Below are 8,253 nucleotides of genomic sequence, written 5' to 3' on the forward strand. Positions count from 1 at the left end.
ATAAAGCGTCTTACGACTTCACTCAAAGCACCTAGCGCTAGAATAATTTGAAGTACACCAGATATATGTGCCGCTCTAAGTTTCATGCTTATGCTTTTACCGACAGCATATATAGCTAAACCATACACCGCAGCATCAGCAAACATATCTAATGAGTCGGCAATAAGGCCAGCAGACTGCGCAATAATCCCGGCAATTATCTCTACAAAAAACATGACTCCGTTAATAGCCAACAACCATTTTAGTGTTGATGCTTCTTTCAACTCATTTTTTTGAGCAAGTTCTTTTGCCTGTGCAGCTTCCGTACTGCAACTATTTTTGGTTAATTCTAGTTCTGCACCGAGATTGAGTTGTTGTAATTTTTTTGTTATCTCATCTAAATTTTCATCATGAAAAACCTTGACTAAACGGCTAGGAATATCAAATTGCAAGCCAACAGAAGGCTCAATTGAGTCAAGTGCTAACCTAATCAATCTCTCTTCTGAAGGACAGTCCATTTGAGGCACTTTATATGTACTGACAAACCCGCCACTATAGTTATCTAATTGCGCATCAATTTTTACGTCTTCATTGGTAGAAGATGATTGACACTGACCACTACATTTTTCTGACATATTTAACATTCCGTAACGATATTAAAATAAGTATAAATTCTATAGTGGCTATAGAGTCAAATGAAAAATCATTTAATGTGAAAAGAGTAGAAACTGACTGGAAATGCTAGTTTAAGTAAATAGTTTCTGCTAGTATTTTAAATACTATATTTAACTGGTGATAACTTTGAACCTTAATGTTGTACTAAAAATGCTCTTAGTCGTTTCGATTGTTTTGCAATCGTTAACTGCTGTTGTATCCGCAACATCTGAGAATCACCAGGTAGATATAGAGCACCTTCAAACTCAACATGATCATGCAGATGATCGAAATATTTTAAATGATAATACAGATGATGAACAGCACGATGTAAAGGATTGTCATCACTGTGGTCATTGCAGTGGCAGCCACTTATCTTGGATTTTAGTCAGTAATTCCAATGTCGATGGTAAGCTAAATATTATCAATAAAACGCCTTATCAAATTGATCAAACAAGTACCTTTCTTGAAGCTATACTTCGTCCGCCTATTTCTTAATTAGATTAATTTTTAATGACCTATTTATCCTTTAATAATGGATAAAGGGTTCGTGTTTATTAATTTTAAAATTAAGAATTTTTATGTATATATATTTAAAAAATACAGGTTTAGTCCTGTCTTTATGCATGGTTGTGAGTTTTTCAGCTGCCAGTTATGGCAAAGAGAAAAATATTTCATGGCTTGATAGTCAAATAAATAAAGATCCCGAAGTTATAGCAGCGAAAGAGTTACTCAATGCAAGTAGTCATAGAGCCAAAGGTTTAACTCAAGCCGTTTATAACCCAGAGCTAGAAGCTAGTTATGAAAAAGAAGGTGATTTTGATAATTACTCCATTGGTATCAGCCAAACAATTGATTTCTGGGATAAGCAATCAGCAAATAAAAGCATTGGTGAAATTGATGTTTATGCAAACCAGCAACAATTGTTATCTTTACTCGATTCTAAAAAGGCTAACGCTTTAACTGCATTAGTTAATTGGCAAGCAGCAAAAGAAGCTGCTCAGTTACTTTCAGAAAGAGAAGAGCAATTGCAAACGCTCTTTGGCATTGTTGAAGATAAGCGAAAAGCCGGACTTTTAGAGCCACTTGACGCTGAATTGGTCTATTTAAACTTGTCCCAAATTTTCAGTGAAATATCTGAGTCGCAAATAGCATTGAAAAATGCAGAGGTAAAGGTTCAGGAGTTATTGCCTGATTGGACGCCTAATACTACAAATTTGTTTTCATTTACTTTTGGGGCAACAAGCTATTCATTTAACTCCCAGTGGGTTGAGGATCATCCAAAAGTTAAACTCGCTAGAGCGCAATGGAAGGGACAACAATCTAAGGCTCAGCTAACCACTATGGAATCTAAAGCTAATCCAACCATTGGCGTTAGCGCAGGGAAAAGTGGAGATGAAGACTTGGTTGGTGTGACTTTATCAATTCCTTTAAACATCAGGAATAACTATTCAGATACGGTTAAAGCCGCTTATTCAGAAGCCATTGCAGCAGAAGCTAACTTTCGATCGGTATATCGAAAGCAGTCTTTTGAAGCAAAAGCTAAATATGAATCGCTTAATATCAGTAAAAAATACTATGAGCAATGGCGAAAACTCACACAAGGCAGATTAGATAGCAGTGCGAATTTATTAAATAAGCGCTGGGAAGCTGGTGACATTAATACGTCTGACTACCTACTTGCATTAAATCAACGCGCGGAAGGGCTTCATGCAGGAATACGTTTGGAAAATCAATTCAAGCTTGCAGAAATATCCTTCGTTTTAAGTATGGGTCAGTTATCAAAATTTGAGATTTGAGCGCTTTGTTTTTTCAGTAGCGAAAAACGAAATCTTAAATTTATTAAAAATATAGGTTACAAAAATGAATACAGTAATTAGTAAAAAATTTTTAGCCGTAGTAATTAGCAGCCTGTTAGTTGGGTTTACTACAAATCATGATGCTTTTGCACAGTCGTCAGATGGAACTGGTTCTGTCACAAACGTTTCGAAACAAGAAGAAAAAGAACATCAAGATGAGCATGAACACGAAAAGGGACATGAAGAAGATAAAGGTGACCATGACGAGCACGGCCATGAAGGTGGTAATAAAGAGGGAGAAGAAGAACATGAAGAAGGTATCACTATTGATCCAAAGAAGATGTCGCTTGCTAAAATTAAAGTGGAAAGTGTTAAGCCTGAATATCAATTTAGCTCCGTATATGCACCTGGCGAAATAAAAGCTAATGGCTATAAAAGTTATGTGGTATCACCACGTACAGAGTCAGTCATTATCAGTCGCCATGCAGCGCTTGGCGAGTATGTAGAAATAGGTCAGAAGTTAGTTACATTATTTAGTGAAGCAATGGCACAAGCACAAGCTGACTATTTAATCGCTTCAACCGAATGGCAACGTGTAAAAAAGCTGGGTAATAAGACGGTGAGTGAAAGTCGATTATTACAAGCTGAAACAACATACAATGCGAGCTATGGCAAGCTCATTGCTTTAGGGTTAACTGAAAAAGCAATAAATGGTATTTCTAACAAAGACATTAAAGCATTTGGGCAATATGCATTAACGGCGCACCGTGAAGGTGTCGTGCTTCAAGACGACTTTATCCAAGGGCAACGTGTTGATGCTGGGGATTCAGTCATGTTGTTAGCTGATGAAAAACAACTATGGGTTGAAGCAAAAGTTTCTCCAAATAAAAAGCTAAATTTATCAATTGATTCTCCTGCGGTACTTAAATTAGAAGGCCAGAGTTACAATGCCAAAGTTATCCAAGAAGCCCATACAATTGATCCCGTAACTCGTACAAGAATTATTAGATTGGGGGTACAGAATGCTGATGATAACCTTCATTCAGGTATGTTTGTAAAAGTTTACTTTCAGTTTGCCACAAAGCAGAAAGTGATGGCTGTGCCAGAAGAAGCATTGATCCGCAGCGCAGATGGTGATTGGACCGTATTTGTCGAAGACCACCCTGGAGAATTTAAAGCTGTAGAAGTAGAACTAGGCCGAGCCTTAGGTGATTTTAGGGAAATCATTGGCCTTGATAGTGGGACGCGAATTGTAACCAAAGGCGCATTTTTTGTTGCTTCTGAAATCGCTAAAGGCGGATTTGATCCGCATAACCACTAAGGAGCAAGACTATGTTTAATAAAATAATAGATTGGTCTGTTAATAATAGACTCCTGATTTTGATTGCGCTGTTTGCCACAATTGTCGGCGCAATTATGGTTATACCAAAACTAAATTTAGATGCCTTTCCTGATGTTACTAATGTTCAAGTTGCTGTAAATACTGAAGCGCCAGGACTAGCTGCTGAAGAAGTTGAACAACTCATTACGTACCCCATTGAAGCGGTCATGTATGCCTTACCTGATGTAGAACAAGTGCGCTCAATTTCTAAAACAGGCTTGTCTGGCGTCACGGTTGTTTTCAAAGAAGGCACCGACATTTACTTTGCAAGACAACTTGTATTTGAGCGTCTTCAAGCCGCAAAAGAACTGATACCAGAAGGTGTCGGCACACCCGAAATGGGGCCAAACACCTCAGGGCTAGGCCAAGTATTTCAGTACCTTCTTATTTCAGATAAAGATGCAGGCTATGATGCTATGGCACTCAGGAGTCTCAATGATTGGGTAGTAAAATTACTCGTTATGCCTGTCGATGGTGTTACTGATGTACTCTCCTTTGGAGGTATTGTTAGGCAGTACCAAGTAAATGTAGATCCATCTAAGCTTCTTTCTTATAACCTAACGCAAGAAGACGTTGTTGGTGCCCTAGATAACAACAATGCCAATGTTGGCGGATGGTATATGAACCGTGGGCAAGAGCAGCTTGTTATTAGAGGTGCAGGTTGGTTTGAAAGTGGTGACGCTGGTATTAGTAATATCAAACAAGTTCCCGTCAAAACAGTTGATGGGACAGTTGTGACGGTTTCGGATATTGCTAAAGTTGAAATGGGCAGTGAAATTCGTCAAGGTGCTGTCACAATGACGCGCAAAACCGAAGACGGTAAAGTCGAAAATTTAGGTGAAGTTGTCTCTGGCATTGTCTTAAAACGCATGGGGTCTAATACTAAAGCCACCATTGATGGTATCAATGCAAGAATCCCATTAATTAATCAAGCATTGCCTAAAGGTGTTCGCTTTGAACCATTTTATGATCAGGCTGATTTGATTGAAAAAGCCGTTGATACAGTAGTTGATGCACTATTACTAGCATTTATTTTCATCTGTATTGTATTAGCACTATTTTTAATGAATATACGTGCAACCTTCCTTGTCCTAATATCTATTCCAATTTCAATTGGTATCGCGTTAATGATCATGGCTTGGTGGGGCATTTCTGCAAACCTTATGTCATTGGGTGGCATTGCCGTAGCCATTGGTATGCTAGTTGATGGTTCAGTCGTGATGGTTGAAAACATGTTTAAGCATTTAAATAGACCAGACTCTACCCATTTAAAAACTGTAAAAGAAAGAGTGCCTAGTGCTGATACTGATCCACATGATGTAGAACAAGATGAGCATGGTATTAAGTTACGTCTTCAAAATGCGGGTAAAGAAGTGGCTCGTCCCGTATTTTTTGCAGCTTCTATTATTTTAGTCGTATTTACGCCTTTATTTAGCTTTGAAGGTGTTGAGGCAAAGTTATTTCAACCTATGGCAATAAGCATCATTTTAGCTGTTATATCTGCTATTGTGGTTGCGTTGTTTGTTGTACCCGCTTTAGCTACTTATTTATTTAAGTCAGGTGTAAAAGAGAGGGAAAGCTTTGTTCTTAGGCCATTAGACAAACTCTACAGAAAAGGGCTTACATTCGCACTAAAACGCACCAAATTAGTCATTTCAGCCGCACTTATATTAGTTTTCTCTGCCTTTGCATTAGTTCCATTAATTGGTACTGAATTTGTACCTGAGTTAGAAGAAGGGACGATAAACTTAAGAGCAACGCTTGCACCTTCTTCCAGTTTAGATACCGCGCTCACTGTGGCACCAATTCTAGAAGAAAAACTAATGGCTTTCCCTGAAGTAACCTATGCATTAAGCCGAATTGGTCGAGCAGAAATAGGTGGAGACCCAGAGCCTGTGAATAACATCGAAATTTACATAGGGTTGAAGCCTGTTTCTGAGTGGACCAGTGCATCTAATCGATATGAACTTCAAGGAAAAATGGAGAGATCTTTAGAAGAATTCCCTGGGTTGCTACTCAACTTTTCTCAACCTATTGCGACTCGTGTCGATGAGCTACTATCTGGTGTTAAGGCTCAGTTGGCGATAAAGTTGTTTGGGCCTGAACTTGAGGTACTGGCGGCTAAAGGTCAAGAAATAGAAACAGCAATTAAAAACATTGAAGGTGCAAGGGATGTTGCATTGGAGCAAATTGCTGGTGAAGCGCAATTGGTGATAAGTCCTAACAGGCAAGAACTATCGCGCTTTGGATTGTCTGTGAGTGACATAATGGAGGTTGTGCGTGATGGTATTGGTGGTGTTGAAGCCGGACAAATAATCAATGGTAATGAACGTTATGATATTTACGTTCGCATAGAGGAAGAGTACCGAAGTAACAAAGAAGCTATTGCTGATATTCGGCTTCAATCACCTACTGGTGCTTGGGTGCGACTGGGTGACGTAGCCTCAGTCTCATTTGAGTCAGGCCCACCACAAGTTAGACGCGATGATGTACAACGAAGAGTCGTTATCCAAGCAAATGTACAAAATCGAGATATGGGAAGCGTGGTTGCCGATATCAGAACGGTAATTGCTGAAAAGGTTGACTTACCTTCAGGTTATTCTGTTTCGATTGGCGGCCAGTTCGAAAGTCAAAAACGTGCTCAAAATAGGTTAGCTATAGTTGTACCTTTATCGTTAGCACTAATCGCACTACTACTTTACTTTGCCTTTGGTTCTGTTGGTCAAGCTATGCTGATATTGGTCAACGTGCCGCTTGCTGTAATTGGCGGAGTTTTCTCCTTATATTTATCTGGACAATACTTGTCTGTACCAAGCTCCGTTGGCTTTATTACCTTATTTGGTGTAGCGGTATTGAATGGGGTCGTTATGGTAGAAAGTATCAACCAACGTATTAAAGACGGTCTAGAAGCATCTAAAGCCGTTTTTGAAGGCGCTACTTCAAGATTAAGACCTGTACTTATGACTGCTATAACATCAGCTTTAGGTTTGATACCGATGTTAATGTCTAATGGTGTTGGTGCAGAAATACAGCGCCCCTTAGCGAGTGTTATTGTTGGCGGCTTGGTAACTGCAACACTGTTAACATTATTTGTTTTACCTGTTTTATATCGCTGGTTTTCAGAGAAAAAAATAAAAGAGCTATCCAGATAAAATGACTGTGAACTCTAACCCCACGCTAAAGTCACGTTTAGCGTGGGGTTATTGAGTAGATGAACGAAAAGAAAGATTAGATTTAACAATAAACTAATAGTCATGACTGCTTTGTCGGAATATTTGTCGTTAAACAGGCCAAAGCTAACTTCCGCTTTCGTATCTTTGCAGTCTTAATCTTTATGTGTCTCAAGGTCGGCTTATGGCACTTAGCTGAACTTCGCCAAAGAGCTACAAGCAAACATTGAGTTATTGGTTTTAATAATTAGCTTTTAACTAAATTTAAATAAACTTTAAAGCTGGTAGTTTGATTATTTGAACTGACCTCTATATCTCCACCGTTTGCTTGCGCTAGAGCTTTAACTATTGCAAGCCCTAAACCTGCTCCGTCACTGTGTCGTTGCCGCGACTTATCAGGTCGATAAAAGCGGTCAAATAAATAAGGTAAATGCTCAGAAGGTATTCTCTCCCCTGTATTAATCACTGAAATGCATATTTTTTCAGCGGTGGTCATTTCACTGTTTACAGTGATTGATGAGCCTTTTGGAGCGTACCTAATTGCATTGGATAGTAAGTTTGATAATAATTGACGAAAGTGTAATTTGTCACAATAAAAACAAAGGTTTTGACCTTTTTTATTAAATGCAATCAATGAGTCTTCAGCCAAAGCGTCAAAATACTCAAATAACACTTCAATTTCATCATGGCTTTTTAGAGTGTTTTGAACTGGTTTAATTAGCCCGTTTTGAGTTTTGGCGAGCCAAAGCATATCACTAACCATTTTCGTTAATCGCTCGAGTTCTTCTAAGTTAGAAAATAATAATTCTTGATACTCTTCCAACTGCCTTTTTTTAGATAATCCAACCTGTGTTTGAGTAATTATATTCGTTAGTGGAGTTCGTAGTTCATGAGCAATATCACTAGAAAAATTTGATAAGCGAATAAATTCACCCTGGAGCCTGTCGAGCATTGAGTTAAACGACTGCACCATATTAACAAGCTCAATAGGCACTTTATTTTCATCGAGCCTTACATCCATTTTATTAGTTTGGATATCGTGTATTTTCTGACTTAAACCTCGTAAAGGGTTTAATCCTTGATGTACAGCAAACCAAGCCACCAATGAAATGAGTACCGCTGAGCCAAACATAATGGCCCAAAGGCTTTGTTGAAATTGATTGAGAAAGTGTAAATGAAAGCTCATGTCTATCGCTGTAGTAATTTTGTATTGCTGTTGCTCAGTACTTAAATTACTCACCAGAGCTCGGTAGGTGTGGGTATCATTTTG

At 38.6% G+C, this 8,253-nt stretch carries 6 protein-coding genes; 4 read left to right on the forward strand and 2 right to left on the reverse strand.

From position 1 onward, the window contains the following. The coding region (locus H5157_RS20280; RefSeq protein ID WP_182725391.1) for a cation transporter at window positions 1-614 on the reverse strand (614 nt) is incomplete at its 3' end. 157 nt (window positions 615-771) lie between these two features. Here H5157_RS20280 and H5157_RS20285 point away from each other — a divergent pair. From H5157_RS20285 to H5157_RS20300, 4 genes are all read left to right on the forward strand, one after another. Beyond that, a complete protein-coding gene (locus H5157_RS20285) occupies window positions 772-1,131 on the forward strand; it encodes a hypothetical protein (protein ID WP_310736859.1) in 360 nt (119 codons plus the stop codon). Window positions 1,132-1,214: 83 nt separating this feature from the next. Then, window positions 1,215-2,432: a TolC family protein gene (locus H5157_RS20290; RefSeq protein ID WP_182725392.1), complete on the forward strand. Its 1,218-nt coding sequence runs from the start codon at window positions 1,215-1,217 to the stop codon at window positions 2,430-2,432. A gap of 64 nt (window positions 2,433-2,496) precedes the next feature. Continuing rightward, entirely contained in the window at window positions 2,497-3,753 is a 1,257-nt protein-coding gene (locus H5157_RS20295) for an efflux RND transporter periplasmic adaptor subunit (protein WP_010388432.1), read from the forward strand. Window positions 3,754-3,764: 11 nt separating this feature from the next. Then, window positions 3,765-6,965, forward strand: a complete 3,201-nt coding sequence (locus tag H5157_RS20300) for an efflux RND transporter permease subunit (RefSeq protein ID WP_004588883.1) — start codon at window positions 3,765-3,767, stop codon at window positions 6,963-6,965. Window positions 6,966-7,230: 265 nt separating this feature from the next. Here the strand turns inward: H5157_RS20300 and H5157_RS20305 are convergent. Next, window positions 7,231-8,253, reverse strand: a 1,023-nt coding sequence (locus tag H5157_RS20305; protein ID WP_182725393.1) for a heavy metal sensor histidine kinase, incomplete at its 5' end; no start/stop codon positions are given.

The sequence above is a fragment of the Pseudoalteromonas sp. SG43-3 genome (assembly GCF_014164385.1).
GTDB classification, from domain to species: domain Bacteria; phylum Pseudomonadota; class Gammaproteobacteria; order Enterobacterales; family Alteromonadaceae; genus Pseudoalteromonas; species Pseudoalteromonas distincta.

Excerpts from the sequence above, each read along its gene's own strand:
- H5157_RS20290 (WP_182725392.1), top strand. The coding sequence starts at position 1,215 with ATGTATATATATTTAAAAAATACAGGTTTAGTCCTGTCTTTATGCATG.
- H5157_RS20295 (WP_010388432.1), top strand. The coding sequence starts at position 2,497 with ATGAATACAGTAATTAGTAAAAAATTTTTAGCCGTAGTAATTAGCAGC.
- H5157_RS20300 (WP_004588883.1), top strand. The coding sequence starts at position 3,765 with ATGTTTAATAAAATAATAGATTGGTCTGTTAATAATAGACTCCTGATT.